The organism is Vreelandella sp. ssv (assembly GCF_059448525.1).
This window is the reverse complement of the sequence record NZ_CM182545.1, coordinates 4,200,623-4,219,291: the sequence shown is the minus strand read 5'-3', so window position 1 is coordinate 4,219,291 and position 18,669 is coordinate 4,200,623. Positions and strand designations below refer to the sequence as shown.

Annotated in this window: 18 protein-coding genes; 13 read left to right on the top strand and 5 right to left on the bottom strand. The window is 52.9% G+C overall.

The features are described 5' to 3' along the window. The first annotated feature begins 166 nt into the window (after nt 1-166). Nucleotides 167-1,183: a substrate-binding domain-containing protein gene (locus AC5TBW_RS19355; protein ID WP_495510109.1), complete on the top strand. Its 1,017-nt coding sequence runs from the start codon at nt 167-169 to the stop codon at nt 1,181-1,183. Between the two features lie 118 nt (nt 1,184-1,301). Then, the gene (locus AC5TBW_RS19350; RefSeq protein ID WP_495510108.1) at nt 1,302-2,165 is read left to right on the top strand and encodes a YicC/YloC family endoribonuclease; all 864 of its coding nucleotides are present in this window, start codon (nt 1,302-1,304) and stop codon (nt 2,163-2,165) included. Between the two features lie 97 nt (nt 2,166-2,262). Here the strand turns inward: AC5TBW_RS19350 and AC5TBW_RS19345 are convergent, their stop codons facing one another. Genes AC5TBW_RS19345 through AC5TBW_RS19335 form a run of 3 tightly spaced genes read right to left on the bottom strand, consistent with a single transcriptional unit; the run spans nt 2,263 to nt 6,285 of the window. Next, nucleotides 2,263-3,096: a GntR family transcriptional regulator gene (locus tag AC5TBW_RS19345; protein WP_495510107.1), complete on the bottom strand. Its 834-nt coding sequence runs from the start codon at nt 3,094-3,096 to the stop codon at nt 2,263-2,265. Then, complete coding sequence (locus AC5TBW_RS19340) at nt 3,036-4,394, bottom strand: short-chain fatty acid transporter (protein ID WP_495510106.1); 1,359 nt, start codon at nt 4,392-4,394, stop codon at nt 3,036-3,038. The genes AC5TBW_RS19345 and AC5TBW_RS19340 overlap by 61 nt, the downstream gene beginning before the upstream one ends. Before the next feature lie 55 nt (nt 4,395-4,449). Continuing rightward, the gene (locus AC5TBW_RS19335) at nt 4,450-6,285 is read right to left on the bottom strand and encodes a CocE/NonD family hydrolase (protein WP_495510105.1); all 1,836 of its coding nucleotides are present in this window, start codon (nt 6,283-6,285) and stop codon (nt 4,450-4,452) included. Nucleotides 6,286-6,384: 99 nt separating this feature from the next. Here AC5TBW_RS19335 and AC5TBW_RS19330 point away from each other — a divergent pair, with 99 nt between their 5' ends. From AC5TBW_RS19330 to AC5TBW_RS19315, 4 genes are all read left to right on the top strand, one after another. Continuing rightward, a complete protein-coding gene (locus AC5TBW_RS19330) occupies nt 6,385-7,170 on the top strand; it encodes a sulfite exporter TauE/SafE family protein (protein WP_495510104.1) in 786 nt (261 codons plus the stop codon). A 506-nt stretch (nt 7,171-7,676) separates the two neighbouring features. Continuing rightward, a complete protein-coding gene (locus AC5TBW_RS19325; protein WP_495510103.1) occupies nt 7,677-8,252 on the top strand; it encodes a histidine phosphatase family protein in 576 nt (191 codons plus the stop codon). A 61-nt stretch (nt 8,253-8,313) separates the two neighbouring features. Further along, nucleotides 8,314-9,354, top strand: a complete 1,041-nt coding sequence (locus AC5TBW_RS19320; protein ID WP_495510102.1) for a zinc-dependent alcohol dehydrogenase family protein — start codon at nt 8,314-8,316, stop codon at nt 9,352-9,354. Between the two features lie 112 nt (nt 9,355-9,466). Continuing rightward, nucleotides 9,467-10,342 (top strand): pirin family protein, encoded by an 876-nt coding sequence (locus AC5TBW_RS19315; RefSeq protein WP_495510101.1) that lies wholly within the window; start codon nt 9,467-9,469, stop codon nt 10,340-10,342. A 3-nt stretch (nt 10,343-10,345) separates the two neighbouring features. Here the strand turns inward: AC5TBW_RS19315 and AC5TBW_RS19310 are convergent, their stop codons facing one another. Beyond that, complete coding sequence (locus tag AC5TBW_RS19310) at nt 10,346-10,972, bottom strand: DNA-3-methyladenine glycosylase family protein (RefSeq protein WP_495510100.1); 627 nt, start codon at nt 10,970-10,972, stop codon at nt 10,346-10,348. 135 nt (nt 10,973-11,107) lie between these two features. Here AC5TBW_RS19310 and AC5TBW_RS19305 point away from each other — a divergent pair, with 135 nt between their 5' ends. From AC5TBW_RS19305 to AC5TBW_RS19290, 4 genes are all read left to right on the top strand, one after another. Then, the gene (locus AC5TBW_RS19305) at nt 11,108-12,451 is read left to right on the top strand and encodes a type II toxin-antitoxin system HipA family toxin (RefSeq protein ID WP_495510099.1); all 1,344 of its coding nucleotides are present in this window, start codon (nt 11,108-11,110) and stop codon (nt 12,449-12,451) included. 16 nt (nt 12,452-12,467) lie between these two features. After that, nucleotides 12,468-12,788 carry a helix-turn-helix domain-containing protein gene (locus AC5TBW_RS19300; protein WP_495510098.1) on the top strand — a complete coding sequence of 107 codons (321 nt, stop codon included), beginning with the start codon at nt 12,468-12,470 and terminating at the stop codon, nt 12,786-12,788. Nucleotides 12,789-12,948: 160 nt separating this feature from the next. Continuing rightward, nucleotides 12,949-14,160, top strand: coding sequence for an MFS transporter (locus tag AC5TBW_RS19295; protein ID WP_495510097.1), 1,212 nt, complete (start codon nt 12,949-12,951; stop codon nt 14,158-14,160). Between the two features lie 140 nt (nt 14,161-14,300). Further along, nucleotides 14,301-14,552, top strand: a complete 252-nt coding sequence (locus AC5TBW_RS19290) for a YMGG-like glycine zipper-containing protein (RefSeq protein ID WP_495510096.1) — start codon at nt 14,301-14,303, stop codon at nt 14,550-14,552. A 31-nt stretch (nt 14,553-14,583) separates the two neighbouring features. Here the strand turns inward: AC5TBW_RS19290 and AC5TBW_RS19285 are convergent, their stop codons facing one another. Next, the gene (locus tag AC5TBW_RS19285; protein ID WP_495510095.1) at nt 14,584-15,279 is read right to left on the bottom strand and encodes an extensin-like domain-containing protein; all 696 of its coding nucleotides are present in this window, start codon (nt 15,277-15,279) and stop codon (nt 14,584-14,586) included. 148 nt (nt 15,280-15,427) lie between these two features. On the opposite strand from AC5TBW_RS19285, the gene gmk reads away from it, so the two are divergent. The 3 genes from gmk to AC5TBW_RS19270 all read left to right on the top strand — a co-directional run bounded on the left by gmk (nt 15,428) and on the right by AC5TBW_RS19270 (nt 18,614). Then, nucleotides 15,428-16,060, top strand: a complete 633-nt coding sequence (gene gmk, locus AC5TBW_RS19280) for a guanylate kinase (protein WP_495510094.1) — start codon at nt 15,428-15,430, stop codon at nt 16,058-16,060. Between the two features lie 116 nt (nt 16,061-16,176). Continuing rightward, nucleotides 16,177-16,434, top strand: coding sequence for a DNA-directed RNA polymerase subunit omega (rpoZ, locus tag AC5TBW_RS19275; protein ID WP_007112267.1), 258 nt, complete (start codon nt 16,177-16,179; stop codon nt 16,432-16,434). A 32-nt stretch (nt 16,435-16,466) separates the two neighbouring features. Then, complete coding sequence (locus AC5TBW_RS19270) at nt 16,467-18,614, top strand: RelA/SpoT family protein (protein ID WP_495510093.1); 2,148 nt, start codon at nt 16,467-16,469, stop codon at nt 18,612-18,614. Nucleotides 18,615-18,669 lie beyond the last annotated feature (55 nt).

Below are 18,669 nucleotides of genomic sequence, written 5' to 3'. Positions count from 1 at the left end.
GAAACGTTACACAGTGCTGGATACGTTGAGTGGTACTTAAGCAATGCTTAATCGCTGTCATTGATGTCGTTTAATCTAGTATGCACAATCGGTTGTGCAAAGTGTAGGATTGATCTATTGCTTCATCACGTCAATGCTACTTTTATCTAATCGCAAGGAGCTGCCGGTGGTTAGCGACTCTTCAGCCAAACGGCTGACCATTTACGATTTGGCGAGGTTGGCAGAAACGTCGCCTAGCACCGTCAGTGCTGTGCTCAACGGCACTTGGCGGCGGCGCCGTATCAGCAAAAAACTGGCTAATAAAATTCTTTCCCTAGCCCAAGCGGAAGGCTATTCAGCCAACATGCAGGCCCGTGCGCTGCGCCGGGAGCGTTCGGGTATTATTGGCATGATTCTGCCGCTCTACGACAATCGCTACTTCAGCTCGATAGCCCAACACTTCGAATCAGAAGCACGTCGACGGGGGCTGTTTGCGATTGTTGCTTGTACCAACCGTGACCCGACCCAAGAGCGCGAGGCGGCGCGCATGATGCTCGCCTACCGGGTCGAGTGTTTGGTCAGTACTGGGGCGACTGATCCCGACACGATCTCTGCGATGTGCGACGAAAGTGGCGTGGCGAGTATCAATCTGGATTTGCCCGGCGGTAAAGCACCCTCGATTATTTCCAATAACCGAGAGGGCGCGCAAAAGCTGACTCACGCCATTCTTGATCGACTAGCCCGCCAAGCGCCGAGTGACAACGCTATCCTGTTTATTGGTGGACGTGCGGAGGATCACAACACCCGCGAGCGGATTGCCGGATTCACCCAGGCTCGCGCTGAACGCGGGCTTTCCACCTCGGAGGCGGACATCATTCCCTGCGACTATGCCGCCGACAAGGCCCAGGTCGCGCTAGAGGCGTATATGCGCCATCGCACCACGCTTCCCAGCGCGATGTTCGTCAACTCGACGATTGCGCTTGAGGGGATCGTGCGCTGGCTACAGCGGGGAGGCTACCAGCTTGACGATATGATTGTTGGCTGCTTTGACTGGGACCCGCTGGCCGCTGCGTTTCACCCTCACCTGATAATGGCACGACAAAACGTGGGTGAGATGATCGACCGCGTCTTCGAGGTGATGGATACGCCATCGCCGGATGCCAGTCTGCTTATCGAGGTGCAGCCAGACATCATGGGTGTTTGATATGTCCGTACATTGGCTCAGTATTCAACGTGTCGAATAAATAGAAGCGTCAATTCAAACAAGAGTGTTAGCCAATGCTCTACACTTCCAACACGCTAATCTCTCTACAGGTTTTTCCATGACGCACAGCATGACCGCCTTCGCCCGCACCGAGCAGGCCGCCCCCTTTGGCACCCTGCAGGTCGAAATCCGCTCGGTGAATCAGCGCTACTTAGAGCCACATTTTCGCCTACACGAAAGTTTACGCGACCTAGAGCCGGTGCTGCGCGAAGCACTGCGTACTCGCCTGGCCCGAGGCAAAGTGGAGTGCAGCGTACGGTTTGAGAGTGCTGACACCGCTCAAGCGCCTGCGGTGAATGCCCAGCGGTTAAAAGAGATTGCCGACGCCCTAGCCGCCATTCAGCAGCAAGTGCCCAGCGCCGTGCCGCCCACCACGCTTGCACTACTCAACCAGCCCGGCGTAATGGAAACCCAGCACCTGGACCAAGAGGTCATCAAAGCCGCCGCTAAAGCGCTATTTAACCAAGCGCTGAATGAGCTAATTGATGCCCGTGTTCGCGAAGGCGACAAGCTGGCCGAAATGATCACCACCCGCCTGGCGGCAGTAAGCGAACAGGTCGCCACCGTGCGCAGCCTGCTACCGCAGATTTTAGAGCGCCAGCGCGCCCAACTGCTGGAACGCCTGGAAGTCGCCAAAACAGAACTCGATCCCCAACGCCTGGAAGCCGAGCTGGTGCTCGTAGCGCAAAAGGCCGATGTAGACGAAGAGCTAGACCGCCTCACCGCGCACATTGAAGAAGTGGGCCACCAGCTCGGCCAAAAAGGCCCCAAAGGTCGCCGCCTGGATTTCCTGATGCAGGAGCTCAACCGCGAAGCTAATACGCTCTCGTCAAAATCCGTGGTGGCAGAGACGACCCGCTGCGCAGTGGAGCTGAAGGTGTTGATCGAGCAGATGCGGGAACAGATTCAGAATATTGAGTAGTGGAAAGGATTTGATGAATATATCTGCTGACCGGACATGATTATTTGCCGGTTGTTGAAAGAGCTTCTTTGATGAAGGCTGCTCTTTCTGTCCTGGTTTAACTTAAAGAGGTCTCCAGCAGCTCTGGAAGGTTGAGGATAGCTCGCATAGTGGCTTCTTCGCCAAGAAGTAAATGCTCAGCCATAAGCTGGGCAGCCTCTTCTCCATTATTGGCATACAGCGCATCCACAATTTTAGAGTGGTCGTCGCTCCATCTCTTATCTGATTGGTTATATACCATGCTGACATAAGAGATACGTAAATGATCGTCTGATAGCTCCTGGATCAGGCGTGCTAAACGTTCGTTGCCAGCGGCTTGTGCGATCAGACAATGAAAACGATGATTTGCATGTGAGAAGGTGATTATTTCGTTAGCCTTTTGGCTATCATAGGTAGCCTCGCTGCAAGTTCGCAGCATCGCTAAAGTCTCGGCATCAAGCTTGCCAGCAGCTAGTCGGCAGAGTTCAGGTTCCACCAAACGACGTATCTGGTAGCTTTCACGAATGCTCTTAATCGTGATTGGAGCAACGATGTAGCCAAGCCGCCCCTGGTTGACCGTTAATCCCTGCTGGGTCAAGCGGGCCAAAGCGTGACGTATAGCCGCCTTCCCTAGGGCATAATGTTTAGTGAGCCATACCTCTGTAATGGTGGCTCCAGGCTTGAGGTGGCAGGAAATAATGTCGCTTCTCAGTATATCGAATGCCTGATCGTTGAGACTGCCTTTCTGTCTAATTGCCATGAACTGTTCCATGTTGAACGCGTGACGGCGCTGGTTGATATTATCCCAGCGCCGCCTAATTCTAACATTTACCGGCAGTTCGATGGTAAAGCCTAGACCATTGATAGCAGCACGAAAGTCGCCATGATTGCCGCCCCGCAGATCAACGTCCACATAAGGCAGTATCCCATGATATCGCGCGCTGAAAGCCCAGCTACACCGAGCAGAGGAAGAGCCCAAAACGGTTGCATTTGGTTAGTCCAAGCATCGCCCCAAGTAAAAGCCATAATCGTCTGAGGAATATCGGCGCCTAAATTTTTAGCCGCTTCAAGCATTATCGGTCCTTGAATAGCCCACTGACCTCCACCTGATGGTATGAAAATATTAACAATGCCTGCAGAAATGAATGTCACAATTGGAAAAGTATGAACATTGGCAATGCTAACAAACCAATTAGATATTCCATCAGCGAGTCCTGATACTTGAACCATACCAGCAATACCTGCATATAACGGGAACTGCATAATGATGCCACGGCATGCTAGAACGCCTTCTTTGACTGCAGTCCCAATAGATGCTGGGCTCGGTTGAAGTAATAACCCTATTGCTAAAAAAATCACAATTAACATGTTTAGATTCAGGTTGAATCCAATTTGTTGAAAATTAACTATAATGTAACCAAGAGGTAATATAGCGAGTGCAAGGTTAAGAATCCGATAGTGTTCAAGTTTTTCAACCCAGGGCATCCCTTTGGTATCCACTTTCTCGGCAGGGGCGTCTAGTATTACGTCTTTAAACGGTCTTATTTCGTCCACTTCTGGATTGATTCTAGTAAAGACCCAATAAACTAAAAAAAGCAGGGCAGCAGATAGCCCAAGGTTCCACCAAGAGAAAAGCGTATCTGTGACAGGAATAACTCCCACCACACTTTGCATGAAGTTTCCCTCAGTCGCCATCAGTAACGGAATAGAGGCAGTCATACCACGAATAATGTCACCAGCATAAGCTGCAGCAACGGCTAGAGGAAAGTGCAAGCCTGGCACTCGGCGCCCCATTTCTCGGGCCATGAATGCACCGGCTATCATACCAAAACCCCAATTTATGTAGAATGTGACCATTCCAAAGACTGCTATAATACCGATAGCCTGAGTAGGAGTTTTAGCTATAGACGCAAGTCGATCGATCATATTCGATACGGAAGGCGTCTTTGCTATTACAAACCCGGTGAGTAGAATCAGAGACATTTGCATAGCAAACGTAAAAAGCTTTGAAAAACCTTCTCCCCACCCGTTAAACATTGTGCTGGCACTTTGTCCGCCAAATATCATGCCAAGTAGAAAGACTACAATGCTTAGCACCATGGCAAGCAGAAATGCGTTAGGTAAGCATTTCTCAACAAACTTAAGGCTTATTCTTGTTAAAGCCTGCATTGGGCTCCAGCTTTTGCTTATGTAGGCATCTCTTTTTGACATTTTGTTTTACCTTTTTAAGATTTTGGCCCTTCAAATAGTTGAGGGGGCGGGTTTGTTAACTCTCAATGATTGGCAACTCTATGCAGGATGCTTGTATTGAGTTGCGATAAACTTCGATTGTGGGAATTACCCCATCTGGAATGCGCGAGAAGTGATCACTGTCTGCCAGGGCAAGAGCGATCCGTAATCGATGACCAGCCTTAAACAGCCACGAAGTTGGCAACAGATCAAAAGTGATTTCACTGCACTCACCGGGTGTCATGTAACGAGCGTCACGTTCTAGAAAACTATGACTGGGGCCAATGTTGGGTATATTGGTATGGCCTTCTGCAATACGCCGGTGTAAAGCTCGGAAAACGCCTTCGGTTACATAGTGAACCTTGCCACTCTTATCTATATCCTCCAGATAAACGAAAAGAGCACAGTCCTGCGTGTCACTGGTGAGATATAACCGAATGATCGGATGCCCGGTCACCTCTACATCTTTCTCAAAAACATCGGTGGTGTAGCACAGCATTCGTTTATCGCGACCATGCCAGTCGGAGTAGTAATGATCGACGTTTTGCGCATACAGCCGATTGTAGCGGGAGCTTTCGCCTGTACCGCAGTTATAATCTCCTACGTAGCAGTCATAAGCCTCTTTCGTGGCTGGTGGCTCTGTGCCTAACCGGTGGCTTTCTTGAAAGAAGAGTGTGCGGTAGTTAGTTTCTGCTGGTGGCCATTCATTGGCTGATTTCCATCGCTCTTCACCTACGGTGTAGTAATGAACTGGGGCCTCATCGCTCATTCCAGTATCAAGACCCATTAGGTGTTCGTCGAAGAAGCGTAAGGTTTCTGCCAAAGCTTTGGTCTGTGGGTTCTTATCGTTATGGTAAGGGCTAGAGCCGGTACGAGCACCGTGATCCCAGGCTCCAAGCATCAGACGCTTGTTCGGGTTTTGCTGCCACTGGTAGCGGAGCGCCGCTCCTCGGGAATAGTGTCCATCCATCCAGCCGGAGATGGTATAGACAGCAGTTTGTGCATCCGCTGTCTGGTTGGCGTAGTAGTAGGGACTAATGATTTCTGATGTAAAGTCAGGGTCGGTATGTAGTGCACGGTCTCTAAACGTTAGCTGATGGACAAAGTCTGCCATGTCGAAGTTAGCAACATGGTCTTTCAGCGCTTTCTCTAAAATGCTCTCGTCTTCATCTTCATCTTCATCTTCGTCGACGGGTGCGGGGCCATCGTAGTAATCACCTTTGAAATAGGGAAATTTACTGCGGACTTCAGCTCTGTCGTCATCAAGAGCCTCCATCAGACTGCCGTACTCCTTAACTAGTCGGCGGCACATGACGCCACCAGGATAGAGCTGGTTTGACCAGGTATCCCATACTGCGGAATGCGGCACGATAGCTTTTACAGCGGGATGAGCCCAAGAAGCAGTAAAATCGGCAGCAGCGCCCAAGTAGGAGATGCCCGTAACCCCTATTGATCCCTTGCACCAAGGTTGCTGATCAATCCACTCAACAATTTCCAGATAATCGCCGCGTTCATTCGGCGAGCGGAGCCCATTTCGTATACCGAAGGATGCTCCACTACCGCGTACGTCGACAGCTACTAATGCATAGCCACGAGCAAGAAGGAGCGAACGAAAAATGGCGATATTCGGGCAATCTTCGGTTCCCTCTGGTGCTCCCGGCTTTAACTTCATCCGCCGATAATAAGGCGTAAAAAATACCACTACCGGGAAGCGATCATTTTCAGTCTCTATTGTGCCAGGCAGATGTACGTCGATGGCTATCCGAACCCCATCGCGCATGGTGAGATAGCGCGAAAATAAGCGCTGACCTTCAAAGCAGGGCGGTCGATTTTCCAGCCAATTTTCGGGCCAAAATAGAGCCATATTTTCCATGCATCAGGTTCCATATTTTGTGATTGGTTTTCGTAAGGTTGTATTTTAGTTTTTAACATGTCAAATTTATTTTTATAAAATTTCGCCGTGGAGGCGCAGGTGAATGAAATAGCGATCTATCCGCTTATTGGCCTGTTAGCTGGCTTTCTCGCAGGTATATTTGGTATCGGTGGGGGAGTAGTGATAGTGCCGTTATTGGTTACGATATTGGGATGGCAACAGGTCGATGGTGATTCAGCCTTATCCCTGGCGGTGGGAACTTCGTTAGCTACGATCGCCGTTACTTCCGTATCATCGGCGCGAGCACATTACCGCCACGGCAATGTTCGAAGAGATTGCGTGTGGTTGCTGCTGCCTGGCTTGGTTTTCGGAGCTATCATCGGCGTTGTTGTGGGTGACGTGCTCTCTGGAAAAGCTCTTTCACTGTTACTGGGCGTCTTTTTCTTAATATTGGCAATTAAAGTGCTGGTTAACTCTCGCTCGGTAGGCAGTTATCCATTACCCGGCCGTAACGGCATGCGCATAGCGGGTAGCTCTATCGGCTTAGCCTCGGCTTTATTTGGAATCGGTGGTGGTACATTGATGGTGCCATTTCTAGAAAGGCACAGTATTCCTATGCGCCAAGCAGTAGGTACCTCGGCAGCGGCTGGTATTCCTATTGCTATTGTTGGTGCTATTACCGCTATGGTCGTCGGCGATACGAAAACCTCGGTGAGCTGGACAACTGGCTATGTCTATTGGCCCGCTTTTGTTGGGATTGTGATCCTTAGCATGCCCGGCGCTAAGCTGGGGGCACTAGTCGCCTCCCGCCTTAAAGCTAAAGTGCTAAAGCTAACGTTTGCAGGTCTACTGATTGTTGTTGGTTTAAATTTTCTACTGGGTTAAACATGTTTTTTGCTTAAAGCGCCTATTCCCTGCCTAGCCACAACGGCTTTACGGCGCTGCATGAGTAGGCCACCCTATCTACTTGGCCGGGAGTATAAAAACAAACGGAAGTTACGCGCGCCATTTTTAAAACTGATCCCCCGAACTAAAACTTACTTCCAGCCTCCCAGCTAGCTCAGGCAACTGCGTAGCAAGCCAATTGACATAGACCCGCATCAATTTACTCATTATTAAAGCCTGAATTCAGTGGTAGGGCGATAAACCACAGCGCTAGCGTTTTTCGATCAGGATGCTTTCTTACTGGTTATGTTAAGAAAGTGTGATTGCGTGGATATAAGGAGAGGTTGAGTCTTTAATCTGCCTTAGCCAGCAGGTTGGAATGCAACCAGCTCAATTCGTGAGACACTCTCTCCAGTATAAGAGAGGTTTGATAGAAGCGGCACATATAGACCAAGAATAAAGCTTACAGTGTTGCTAGTTACCCGCCACTGATAGAGAACCCTCCGATGCCCACCCTAAGCCATTTCACTTTAATCCTACTGCTCGCTATGTTGAGTATATTCTCGGCCACTGCCCAGGCAAACGACGCCACTTGGCAAGCACTTCAAGAAGGTGGCTTTGTGATTCTCATGCGCCATTCCTTGGCCCCAGGCATTGGTGACCCGCCAGGCTTTGAGCGTGGCAACTGCGAGACTCAGCGCAACCTTTCTGCGGCTGGTCGCGCTCAGTCGCAAGCCGCGGGTCGTGCATTTCGTGAGCGAGATATTCCTATTTCGGCGGTGTATTCATCAAGCTGGTGCCGAGCGCTGGATACCGCTGAGTTGATGGCGTTGGGGCCTGTCGAGCCTACCCCCTGGCTGGATTCCTTCTTTCGTGGGCGCGGTGATCAGGCGTCAATTACTCAAACCGCTCAAGAGCAGATCGCCGCCTGGCAGGGGCCGGGCAATTTGCTGCTGGTTACCCACCAGGTCAATATCACCGCGCTGGTGGGCAGCGGCGTGGGCTCTGGCGAGATGATTGTGGTGCGCCCCACGAATAATTCGTTTCAAGTAGTAGGGCGATTAATCATTAGCGGCCAATAATTTGCTTCTTATCCGCATGAAACTTTATAAAGTAAACAACGATATAGATTAGGGATGCTTTATGAAAGCCGTTGTCTTTGAGCAATTTTCCGCTCCACCACAGATCCAGCAACTGCCTGACCCCACCCCCGAGGCGCATGGTGTGGTGGTGAAAGTTATGGCGAACGGAGTTTGCCGAAGCGATTGGCATGGCTGGGTGGGACATGATACCGATATCCAGCTTCCCCATGTGCCTGGGCATGAGCTTGCTGGTGTTGTCGAAGCCGTGGGTAAAGACGTCAAAAAGTGGCGTCTTGGCGACCGCGTCACGGTTCCCTTCGTTGGCGGTTGCGGCACTTGCCCCGAGTGCCACTCCGGCAATCATCAGGTGTGCGATAGCCAGTTTCAGCCCGGCTTTACGCACTGGGGTTCGTTTGCCGAGTATGTGAGAATTCACTATGCCGACGTCAATTTAGTCGCATTACCCGAGATGCTCGATTTTGCAACGGCAGCCAGCTTGGGCTGTCGTTTCGTTACTTCATTTCGGGCGGTGGTCGATCAAGGCAAAACATCGCCAGGCCAGTGGGTGGCGGTTCACGGCTGTGGCGGTGTAGGTCTATCGGCGGTGATGATTGCCAATGCGATTGGCGCTAACGTTGTCGCCATTGATATTTCGGAAGACGCGCTGAATCTGGCCCGTCAATTGGGCGCTGTTGCCACCGTGAATGCCGCTAAGGTAGCCAATGTGGTTGAAGTGGTGGCGGAGATAACCCGGGGAGGCGCTCACGTGTCGCTGGATGCGCTGGGGCACCCGACAACTTGCTTTAACTCCATCAGTAACCTGCGTAAACGGGGCAAGCATGTCCAGGTTGGGCTGATGTTGGCCGAGAACAGCACACCGGCCATTCCCATGAGCAAGGTAATCGCTAACGAGCTTGAAATACTGGGTAGTCACGGTATGCAGGCCTACCGTTACGACGCCATGCTGGCGATGATCGAGTCTGGAAAGCTGGCGCCTGAAAAGCTGATCGGCAAACGGATCAGCCTTGAACAGTCCATTGATGCGCTGATGAACATGGATAAATTCGAAGGGGCGGGGGTGACGGTGGTGACCAAGTTCTGAGGAAACCGCTGAGTGGTTTATAACAATTTCCTGCAACGAAACGGGGCAAATTATTCGCTCCTCATCTGCTGCCGTAGGTTTTACGCTGTGCGGTATTGATAAGGAGTCAGTGATGCCATTAGATACTAACCAAACAGCACGTCGCGTGATTGCCCAGCACCCGGCCCAGCGTGATGATATCGGCGATTTAGTTACCCGGCGGCCATTGCCGGGGCCGCAGCTTGAGCAGCTCGATCCGTTTCTGTTTCTCAACCATCACGGACCGCAGACGTATCCGGCCAATAATCGTGGCCTGCCTTTCGGCCCGCACCCGCACCGGGGCTTTGAAACGGTCACCTTTATCTTGGAAGGCTCATTGGCCCACGCCGATAGCGCCAAGCATCAAAGCGTGATCAATGCGGGCGGCGTGCAGTGGATGACGGCGGGCAGCGGCATCGTGCATGCGGAAATTTCACCGGAGGAGTTTTTGCGCGAGGGCGGCCCGCTGGAAATTCTGCAGCTATGGATCAACCTGCCAGCGCATTTAAAGATGAGCGAGCCACACTACGTAGGGCTGCAACAAGAATCCATCCCCGCTATCGCATTGCCGGGTGGCGGTGAACTGAACTTGATCGCTGGTGAGTGGCAGGGCAGCGTCGGTCCTATCGACTCGCTGACGGGCGTGTTTATGTCAACGTTAAGGCTGCCTGCCGGTAGCCACGAACAGTTGCCCGTGTCGCCCGGGCGGCAGGTATTTCTCTACGTGGTGGATGGGGAAGTGACAGTAGGCGGTGAACGAGCCAAGCCTCACCATCTGATCGAAGTAGACCGCGACGGCGATAGCGTTGTTATCGAAGCCAGCAGTGATGCGCGACTGCTGTTTGGCCATGGTGATGTCATTGATGAGCCCATCTACTCCCATGGCCCCTTCGTAATGAATACCCGCGAAGAGATTGTCCAGGCGGTAGAGGACTACCAGAGCGGTAAGTTTGGCGGTTTGAATGCTTAGTATTTAAAGCGGCTCGCCGCGATAGTAATGCCATAAAAATAGCGAACCCACGCTGCGCCAGGGCGTCCAGTGCTCCACCATTTGTCGGGCCTGCTTAGGCGTGGGTTTGTCGTCCATGCCTTTTAAGCGCCCTAATGCCACTCGCAGGGCAAGATCATCAGCGGGGAAGATATCCGGGCGTTTTAGCGAGAACATTAGGTAGATCTCTGCACTCCAGCGGCCAAAGCCGCGTAGTTCGGTAATCGCAGCAATCGCGTCATCATCACTTAGATGCGCTAACCCGTCGGCGCTAAAAGTACCTGCTAACTCCGCTTCCGCCAGCCCTTTGGCATACTCGATCTTACGCCAGGAGAGCCCTGCATCACGCAGCGCTTGGCCTTCTACCTCCATCACTGCCTTGGCGTGCAGCTCAGGCAACAGTGTATTGACGCGGCCCATAATCGCACGGGCTGCTTCGGTAGAAAGCTGCTGGCTGACGATAGTACTAAAAAACGTCGCAAAGCCTTGATCGCGCTCGCGAGGCGAGGGCGCCCCCACTAAAGGCAGGGCACGGGCGATATCGGGATCGGCCTTGGCGAGTGCCTGCATGGCGTGCTCAATCGTGCTAACGGCTGAGTCATTAGCTGTCATTATCGACTCCTTTTTAAAATGAGTACTATATTGCTCATAAAATGTATTTTGTTATTTTAATGAGCATTATAATGCACATAATTTCACCTTGAACTACACTATTGAGCATTAAACTGCTCAATTAAGGTGGCTGCGTTGCTAACCGTCCAAGCTTTCCATCATGGCCAGTGGCACGATGCTGCTGAGCTAGTGATTGAACACCCAGAGCAAGGTCGCCGAGGGCCTGCACGCCTGGGTTATATCACCGACTACGCGCTTGAGTGGCTGGATCGCGATGACGAGCATGCCTGTAGCCTGCGTTTACCCATTGAGCTAATGAATACCCATCAATCGTCAGGTTGGTTCGCTTTTATAGACGATATCATGCCTTCCGGGGCAAGCCGCCGTTACTGGGTAACGCAGTTGGGGATATCGGCGCTTACCGAGGCTGAACAGGATTACACCCTATTGGCTAAAGGGACGATTGCTCCGGTCGGTAATTTGCGAATTAAAGAGGCCCTTCCTGAGCGCCCTGCAGGCAGCACGCTAGAGCAACAGCGCTTTCCTTTACGTGATGTGGTGGATCGGGACAGTGATTTTCTTGCCTATGCGCAGCAAATGGGTGCCGCCGGGGGGGGGGCGACCGGGGCTGGTGGCGAAGCGCCTAAGCTATTGTTGCGCTGTACGTCTGATGATCAGGTTTGGATCGATACCTATCAGGATGACACGACAAATACCGACCAGCACTATCTGGTGAAATTTCCTCGCGGTCAGCGCACCGAGCTTGATAACAACATCCTTCGCGCGGAGTACCATTTCTATCATGAGCTGGCGTCACTCGGCGTGGCGACCATCGACACGCAAGGAATGCGGCTAATAGAAGGTGAGCGCTACCCATCGCTCTGGTTACCCCGCTTTGATGTTGATTTCCACGCAGGGAAGCGAACGCTGTACGGGCTGGAGTCGGTTTATTCAATCATGGAGTGTCAGCCGGGAAGTTTTTTAAACCATTTTGCCGTCATTGAGGCATTGGCTGCCCGGTTGAGCCAGCAATACCGCGTTCGTGAAGCGGGAGAACATTTCGATCTGTCGCGTTTCGTGAGCGAGTGGGTGAAGCGTGATTTGCTGAATGTCGCTTTTGCCAATAGCGATAACCATGGCCGCAATACGGCGCTGCTAAAAACACCCCAGGGCATCTGGCTGTCCCCCGTCTATGACTTCGCACCTATGAAGGCTGATCCAGAAGGTATTATCCGTACCACCATCTGGGGAGCACCGTTTGAAGAGGGGCGTGAATTTAACTGGGAGGCTATTGCTGAGCACTTAAATGCCTATGTGCAACCTGAGCAGTTGATGACAGAGCTCAAAGCGCTGGGTAATCAATTAGTCGGCCTAAAAGAGCGGCTGGCGGCCCGGGGCGTACCAGAAACGTTATTAGCGTCAAAAGCGGTAGGGTTTGATTATCTGGACGATAAGCTGCGTCGCTGGGGGCTGGTATGAAGCGCAAAGAGCTTTTATGAAACGCAAAGAACTCTCTAGCATTGAGCGCGAAGCGCTACTGATGGAATTATTGACCCTACTATTGCGTGAGGAGATCAGCTCAGGGCAGGTGCTGCGTCAACTACGCCGCGAGGTGCTGGGAATGTCGCAGACACAATATGCCGAGCTGGTGGGTATCAGTCGCCGCTCCTTGTCTGATTTGGAAGCCGACAAAGCCAGTCCTACAGTCGCGCTGCTAAACCAGGTATTCCGCCCGTTGGGGCTGCAGATGGGGTTAGTGCCGCGTAACCGTGAGCTGCGTGAGCGTCTGCTGTCAGTCAATTTTTCGAACGTCTGACCGCCCATTACCTCACCTAAACATTTTTTATCAAGCCAAAGTCAGTCATTGAGTTTGCCCGCTAACTTTTTGAGCGCGGTATGTTCCTACTTTCGTCTAATCCTGCGATCATTTAGCGCTAATCGAGATACCAACAGGGCGGTATCCCAAGGAGTTAAGTATGCAGGATTCGACACCATCGTCGTCTCAAGGGCTGGCACGTAACCCGCGGTTGGCTGAATTTGTGTTAGCGCTAGGTGGTTTTGGGATTGGTACCAGCGAGTTTGTCATTATGGGCTTGATGAACCGTGTGGCGGGTGATTTAGCCGTGACCGTACCTCAAGTGGGCTATGCAATCAGCAGCTACGCGCTGGGCGTGGTAGTCGGTGCGCCGCTGATTTCCGCGCTGGCAGCGCGGGCGCCTAGGCGATTACTGTTGATTATACTGATGCTGGTGTTTGCGGTGGGCAACATTGCCAGCGCTATGGCACCGGGATTCTGGTCATTTGTGGGTTTGCGTTTTCTGGCAGGCTTACCGCACGGGGCCTATTTTGGCATCGCGGCGCTGGTAGCGGCGGGTGCGGTGCCGGTAGACCAGCGGGCCCGCGCAATTTCGCGTGTCATGCTGGGCTTAACCGTGGCTATCTTGATCGGTGCCCCGCTGGGTACCTGGGCGGGTAATCTGTTTGGCTGGCAAATTGCTTTTGTGGGCGTCGGGGGCATTGCGCTTGTTACCGCGCTGTTGATACGCCTTTATGTGCCAATTCAACCCGTTGATACGTTTGCGAGTCCTCTACGCGAACTCTCCGCGCTGTTGAAACAGCGTGTTTTAGTAGCGTTAGCCCTGGCCTGTATTGGCTGTGGCGGCATGTTCGCTATTTTCAGCTATGTGATGCCGACGTTGACCCAGCAGGCAGGTATGAGCGAAGCGCTGGGGCCGCTGGTGCTGGTGATTTTTGGCCTGGGCTCCATCGCCGGTAATTTAATCGGCGGGCGTATGGCGGATAAAAACCTGATGCGTGCGATCCCAATCATTCTGCTGTGGTGTGGGGTGGTTCAGGGTCTGTTTTATTTTGCAGCGAATAACGTGTGGACGGGGCTGCTTTTCGTTGGCCTGGTGGGCACCAGCATGGCACTGGCGCCTTCGTTGCAAACCCGCTTGATGGATGTGGCAGAAGATGCCCAAACCATGGCGGCCTCGCTGAATCACGCGGCCTTTAACGGTGCCAATGCCCTGGGAGCGTGGCTTGCAGGTTTGGCAATCAGCGCTGGGTTTAGCTGGTCGAGTACGGGCTTGGTCGGGGCGGGTTTGGCGCTCTGCGGCTTGGTGATTTTCGCCGCTGGGCGCTGGTTGGAAAAGCGCACCTACGGCGACGTGGTCCAGCGAGCATAACGTTGGCTAACGTTGCATAGTTATTGACCAGTTGCCTAGATATTGACTCATTGCCTGGTTATCGAACAGTGATAATTAATGTGGCTAAAAAGTCGAATTTTCTCTAATGTATAAGAGAAGTAACCCATAAGGAGATGACCATGCACCTTCAGGTATTGAATTTGACACGTGTAATTACCCTCGGCGCGGTGGGGGCTTTAACCATTGGCTTGGCGGGTTGTGGCACCACTACCGGGGAACGTGCCTCTAGCGGCGCCGGTGTGGGTGCGGCCATTGGCGCGGGTGCCGCAGCCGTAACGGGTGGCAGCGTCGTTCAAGGTGCAGTTATCGGCGGTGGTGTTGGCGCTGCGACCGGTGCCGCGACGGATGAAGATGATATCAACCTCGAATAAATAGTGGTTGATCTATCAGCGACAGAATCCGTTAACGACAGAGCCTAAATCCGCGCATGCCCATATGAAAGTGATCGGCATGCGCGGCGTTATAATCGGGGCCTAGTACATTTCCGAAAGTATCGCAGGCGCCATCACGGGCAGCGCGTAAAAACTCACCTTCCTCGCCTTCATCATCCCAGTCATTGATCAGCGTGATGCGCTGACCGTTTTCAAACTGAAATCCCACCACATCCAGTGCTTCGGCGGTGGCGTGTTCGCTGCGCCTGCCCGTTTCGCGACCATAAACATTACGGCAGGCGAAGCTACCCACATGGTTAACCTGGCTCACCCGGCTGCCCATAATTTCCTCGGCGGCGGGCTGAAGCGCGTGGCGTTCATACATGACCCACGCCAGCGCCATGGGGCAGGACGCCACGAAGCTCCGATTGAACGCGACATCGCTTGTCTGCATGCGCACGATATTGGTGAGCGGGCAGCTAGCTGTCGGGGTGTAATCGGCTAATGGCGTGTAGCGCAGCTCGCCTTCGGGTACCGTGTCTAATGCCGCTAAACAGCCGGCGCGGTCATCCGCTAAGCGGTTAAGCTTGAGTTGCGTGACGGGGGTGATGGGGTCGTCGATGTGTAGCGGAGCCCAGGGCGCCCAGTGGCGGGGTATCTCAATAATGCCTTTTTGCAGGGCTACGCCCAGCGCGATCAAGGCTAAAATAAACAGCGTGCTGCGCATGCCTACCTCCCTGTATGTCACCGCCAACGCTACAGTCGCAGCGATGGGTGTGCGATACTGCGCAGCCTTGCTGCCCTGCTGCAGTCGCTTTGCTTTTTTTGCTACTTAATTTCGCTACTTTTTCTGCCAACTGAGGGGAAAGCGCTTCATGTCCCAAGGTACGCTTTTTATCGTTTCTGCCCCGTCGGGTGCTGGCAAGACTAGCTTGGTACGCGAGCTAATTGAAAGCCTGGATGGGATTCAGGTCTCTGTATCGCATACCACGCGCGCCAAGCGCGAGGGCGAAGTGGATGGTGTGAACTATCATTTCACCGACGTGGCCGAGTTTGAAGCGATGATCGCGCGCGGTGAGTTTTTTGAGTATGCCAAAGTATTTGATAATTACTATGGCACTTCGCGTCGAGCGGTGGAGGTGCTACTCGCCGCCGGGCAGGACGTTATATTGGAGATCGACTGGCAAGGCGCTCAGCAGGTGCGCGAGCAAATGCCTGATTCCGTGTCGATTTTTATTCTACCGCCCTCGCGCAACGAATTGGAGCGGCGCCTGGCTAGCCGTGGCACTGATGAACATGCAGTGATTGCCCGACGTATGCGCGATGCGGTAAGCGAAATGTCCCATTACCACGAGTATGATTACCTCGTTATTAATGATGACTTCACCACGGCACTACAAGAACTGCAGTCTTTGGTGATCAGCCGACGTTTAAGCCGCCCGTTAATGTGTGAGCGTCACGCGCCACTGTTAGCTGCACTCTTGTCACAGGCGCCTGCGGTCGAGTAATCTATACGGTTCTACCGTATTTTTAAATGTAGCTTTAAATGCGTTTTTTCGCTGGGTCGACTCCGTTTCTTTCTCGTACGGCGTCGGCTCGGTTCCGTCATAACAGGAAGGCTCCCATGGCTCGCGTAACCGTTGAAGATTGTCTTGAAAATGTTGAAAACCGTTTCAAGCTGGTAATGATTTCTACCCAGCGTGCTCGCCAGCTGGCGCGCGGCTCTCGCGATGCGCTGCTGCCATGGGAAAATGACAAGCCCACAGTCATGGCGCTGCGTGAAATTGCCGCAGGATTGGTTGACCACACGGTACTGGATGAGCCTGTTGAAGCCGCCGTCCGTCCGCGCCCGGCTATGGCGCCTACTCATATCGACGACTAACGTTTTTAACGAAACCGATAGAGGCGCGGTAGATGTTCACCATTGATGACCTGGCCGATCGGCTCGGCGGCTATTTACCCCCGGATGAAATCCAGCAGGTCAAACGCGCCTTTTATTACGCTGAGCAGGCCCATGATGGCCAGCGGCGGCGTTCAGGCGAGCCTTACGTCACCCACCCGCTAGCGGTGGCGAATATTCTTGCCAATATGCATATGGACCATCAAAGCCTGATGGCTGCCATGCTGCATGACGTTATCGAAGACACCGGCGTCTCCAAAAAGGCCCTGGTGACCCAGTTTGGCAAGCCGGTAGCAGAGCTGGTCGATGGGGTATCCAAACTTACCCAGATCACCTTTGAAGACAAAGCCGTCGCCCAAGCGGAAAATTTCCAGAAGATGGTGTTGGCGATGTCGCGGGATATTCGCGTCATCATCGTCAAGCTGGCGGATCGGCTGCACAACATGCGTACGTTGGGTGCTTTAAGGCCTGATAAGAAGCGCCGCATTGCTCGTGAAACCCTGGAAATTTATGCGCGCATTGCCGGGCGTTTGGGTATCAACACTATCCGCGTTGAGCTTGAGGATCTCTCCTTTCAAGCGATCCACCCGATGCGTGCCGAGCGTATTAAGCGTGCGGTGGCTAAAGCGCGTGGCCATCGGCGCAGTGCGATGCGCGAAATTCAGTCTTCGCTGCAAAAAAGCCTGGATGAAGATAGCCTGAACGGCACGGTGATTGGGCGTCAAAAGCACCTTTTGTCGATCTACAAAAAAATGCGCGACCAGCGTAAGCCTTTTGCTGAAATCATGGATGTCTTCGGGTTTCGCATCATTACTGAAGACGTGGCCAGCTGTTATCGAATTTTAGGCGTGGTGCATAACCTCTATAAGCCGGTGCCCGGGCGCTTTAAAGACTATATTGCGATTCCCAAGGCTAATGGCTACCAGAGTTTGCATACCACCCTGTTTGGCTCCCGAGGGATGCCCATTGAGGTGCAGATACGCACCCGTGAAATGGAGGCCATGGCCAATAACGGCATTGCCGCTCACTGGCTTTATAAGGCAGGGCAGACGTCGCACCCGATTGCCGAAGGCAGCCACGCTCGTGCGCGCGCCTGGGTTAAAAGTTTGCTGGAAATGCAGCGCCACGCAGGTGATTCGCTAGAATTTATCGAACACGTTAAAAACGACCTGTTCCCCGACGATATCTACGTGTTTACGCCTAAAGGCGACATCATGGAACTGCCGCAAGGCGCAACCGTGATCGACTTCGCTTACTCCGTGCATACCGATATCGGTAATAACTGCATTGCGTGCCGGATAGATCGCCACTTGGCGCCGCTTTCAACGCGCTTGGAAAGCGGGCAGACGCTGGAAATTATCACCGCCCCCGGTGCGCGCCCGAACCTTGCCTGGCTTAATTTTGTTACCACCGCCAAGGCGCGTTCGGCGATCCGCCATGCGCTGAAATACCAGCAGCAGACCGAAGCAGTGATGCTGGGTCGGCGACTACTCAATAAAGCCTTGGCACCGTTCGATACCAGCCTTGAAGAGCTGGATGAGAGCACCCTGAAACGTGCCTTTAAACAGCTGGATGTCTCTTCTGAAGAGTCGCTGTTAGAGTCGCTCGGGCTAGGTAACCGGATGACCCACGTAGTCGCGCGCCGGTTAGTCGATGCTGCGCACGGCGATGATACCTATCAACATCCTGCCGGCGTTGAAGGCAGCAAAGCCGTTATGATCAGCGGCAGTGAAGGCATGGTGATTAACTTTGCGCGCTGCTGCCATCCGCTGCCAGGCGATCCAGTGGTGGGCCATCTTTCTACCGGCAAAGGCTTGGTCGTGCATCGTGCTGAGTGTAAAAACGTGGTGGATAAGAACTTTGCCGATAAAAACGATCCCGACAAGCTGTTTGCGTTGGAGTGGTCGGACACGATTGATGACGATTTCCCGGTCGCGCTTCGCATTGAAATTGAGAGCCGGCGCGGGCTGGTGGCTGAACTGGCCGGGCTAGTGACCGATGCCGATGCCAATATCGAGCGTATTGGCATTGAGGAGCGTGATGCTCGCCTTTCCACCGTCAATCTAACGCTGTCAGTGAAAGGCCGCGTGCATTTGGCGCGCATCATTAAACGTATCCGCAACCTTCCCAACGTTGGCAAAATTACCCGGCTCGCCAACTAACACCCCACAAGAACGACATACTGATGCTATATCGGTAGTGTCTGCTATTGGTTGA